This window comes from methanotrophic endosymbiont of Bathymodiolus puteoserpentis (Logatchev) (assembly GCF_900128525.1).
Classification (GTDB): domain Bacteria; phylum Pseudomonadota; class Gammaproteobacteria; order Methylococcales; family Methylomonadaceae; genus Methyloprofundus.
The window spans coordinates 1-2,991 of the sequence record NZ_FQTQ01000106.1; the positions used below are offsets into that span (position 1 = coordinate 1).

The 2,991-nt window shown below is 36.3% G+C and carries 3 protein-coding genes; all 3 read left to right on the forward strand.

What is annotated here, in order from left to right; all coding sequences use genetic code 11:
• Nucleotides 1–1,423, forward strand: a 1,423-nt coding sequence (locus BQ7314_RS08635; RefSeq protein WP_342590402.1) for a TIGR03013 family XrtA/PEP-CTERM system glycosyltransferase, incomplete at its 5' end; no start/stop codon positions are given.
• 246 nt (nucleotides 1,424–1,669) lie between these two features.
• Nucleotides 1,670–2,143 carry a cyclic nucleotide-binding domain-containing protein gene (locus BQ7314_RS08640; protein ID WP_174483305.1) on the forward strand — a complete coding sequence of 158 codons (474 nt, stop codon included), beginning with the start codon at nucleotides 1,670–1,672 and terminating at the stop codon, nucleotides 2,141–2,143.
• 364 nt (nucleotides 2,144–2,507) lie between these two features.
• On the forward strand, nucleotides 2,508–2,991 hold a 484-nt coding region (locus tag BQ7314_RS08645; RefSeq protein WP_174483306.1), incomplete at its 3' end, for a transposase.

Genomic DNA, 2,991 nt, shown 5'->3' on the forward strand with positions numbered 1-2,991 from the left:
TTTCGGTTTAGGCGAGTTCATAGAATATATTGTAAAGCAATTTTTTAATATTTGCCTGTGGATAATGAGAAGTTACGGCTTGATGATTGGCGAGTGGCTTATCTTTTTTCTCGCAATGTATTTGGGCAGTGATATCCGGTTTTTGACGGTTTCCTCTTGGTATTCTGATACGGATATTATTGAAGCGAGTATTGTTTTTTCACTCACCTTAACTTTATCCTGTGTCGGGCTAGGGTTATACCGTAGGAGTCTTGATTGGGAAGATTATAATTTAGTCCTACGAGTCTGTATTAGTTTTCTAATTGGTGGAATCATTACCATTAGTGTTTATTATTTATTCCCTAAATATTTTGTAGCACGTAGTGTATTTGTTTATGCGTTGATTTTTGCCTTTTTCGGAATGATGTGTAGTCGTTATTTGTTTTATCGTTATGTGAGCCTCGATAAGATACAACGTCATGTCTTGGTGTTAGGAGCGGGAGAGAAGGCTCAGCAATTAAATAAGGTTAATAGTCAGTACGTGCATAAAGGTTTTAGCATTGTTGGTTTTGTTGATATAGGTGAAGAGAAGAGTGTCGTGGATGAAAAATTATTAATGACAAATAAGCAAACACTGGTTCAGATAGTAACTGACTATCAAATTGATGAAATTGTTATTGCTATAGATGATCGGCGAAAAGCGATGCCGCTGAAAGATTTATTAGACTGTAAGGCATTAGGCGTACAGGTTATGGACTTATTAAGCTTTTATGAGCGTGAACAAGGCTTAATTTATCTTGATGGATTAACACTGAGTTGGTTTTTATTTTCTGATGGATTTGATTTTAGTGGGTTTAGAACTGCAATAAAACGTACCGTGGATATTGTGGCGAGCCTCGGTTTATTGATGGTTACGTGGCCTTTTATGTTGCTAACTGCATTAGCAATTATGGTGGAAAGTGGGGTTAACGCGCCTATTTTTTATAGGCAAATTCGAGTTGGAGAGCAAGGTAAGCTCTTTGGTGTCATGAAATTTCGCAGCATGCGTACCGATGCAGAGAAAAATGGCGCGCAATGGGCCCAGAAAAATGATGACCGGATTACGCGAGTAGGGCGCTTTATTAGGAAATGTCGTATTGATGAATTGCCGCAAATATTTAATGTCTTAAAAGGTGAGATGAGTTTCGTCGGGCCTCGGCCTGAGCGGCCTGAATTTGTTTCAGGTTTTGAGGAGAGAATCCCCTTTTATGCTGAACGGCACCGTATTAAACCTGGCATTACCGGCTGGGCGCAGCTTTGTTATCCTTATGGAGCAAATGAGCAAGATACGATTAATAAATTAAAATATGACTTATATTATGTCAAGAATTCCAGTCTATTTTTAGATATTTCAATTATCTTGGGAACAGTAGAAGTTATTTTATGGGGCAGAGGAGCAAGGTAAGTAATTACTCATTACCATATTGATCATGTAGGATGAATCCCTTATTTATTAGGCGGCTCTGGGTTTAATAAGAAAATCTACTGCTCCCCGAGCCTACAGTTCAATAATTGCAGCTGGTTTAATAGGTTTTACTAAAGATAAAGCCTTGAGTACATGGCGACCAATTTGCTAAATTACAGTTACAATAGATATTAGACGTTTATTCCCCAAATCCATAGTTAGTATTACGCATCAGTAGGTGTTATTTTGAAAAGTATATTGCACGAAATTTTAGAAAACCCCCAATTTGAAGAAGGCGTGGCTTGGAAACAGCGCAATTTTAAAGCGAATGAAGAAATAGTTAAGCAAGGCGAATTAGGTGAAACACTTTTTCTTATTGAGGAAGGTATGCTGCGGGTTACAGGTCATGTAGAGTTAGACGATAAAAAAAATATGCAGACGGGAATATGTGACTTAGAGAAAGGGAGTATTTTTGGTGAGACATGCCTACATAAACCTAGCCCACGTATGACAACAGTGATTGCAGTAACGGATGGGTATGCATTTGAAGTGAATGGTATGAGCTTGAATAAGTTTTTAGATACCTATCCCGCACTAGGTTATCTTTTTTATAAGTACTTATTTGAAATTTCCATCAGTCGCTTAAATAAAGCGAACCAACGCATCGAACACCTTATGGCTTGGGGACTTAAAGTTCATGATATTGAAAAATATTTATAGCATTATTAATTCAGTTGAGTTTAAGTAAATAAGAGTTAAATATACAATGTTAGGGAGCCTGATTTATTAAAACATCAGATGTATTGGATGCTATTTTCGCTGATGTAAAAACTCTCTATGATTAGGAGATAAACAAGTTTTGCTAATGATGTTAAGCATTTGAAGCAAGGGATTGTTTGTTTTGTAATTTTACAGTATGTTTCTAGCTGATAGAGTACAAAAATAACGTTAGGCAGCTTATAAAAATATCGTACCCAGGCATTGGAAGCAATCATTTTATTGCTTCCAATGCTAATCAAATATATCTGTTCACTTATTAACTGATGTTACGCACTCCATAACATTTATATTAAAATACTAGGATATGAAAACACCTGATATTTTTGATTTATACACCGATTACCTAATCACATCCTTTAGCTATACAACAGCAACAGGCTTGTCAGACTTAGTTGATAATGAGATTAGTCATGACCAAATAACGCGGTTTCTTTCTCAACAGGATTTCACCTCAAAAGAACTTTGGAAGGTGATTAAAAAAACAGTGAGAGAAATTGAAACGGATGAGGGTGTTTTAATATTTGATGACACGATCCAAGAAAAGCCACATAGCAAGGAGAACGACCTTATTTGTTGGCATTATGATCATTGTGTTAATCGCTCAGTGAAAGGGATTAACTTGCTGAATTGCGTGTATTATTCAAAGGAAATAAGCTTGCCTGTTGCCTTTGAATTAGTCAAAAAGCCCACCCAGTTTTGTGATATAAAAAATCAACGTGAAAAAAGAAAAAGTGAGGTAACAAAGAATGAACAGTTACGAGACATGTTAAAAGTGTGTTGTCAAAACC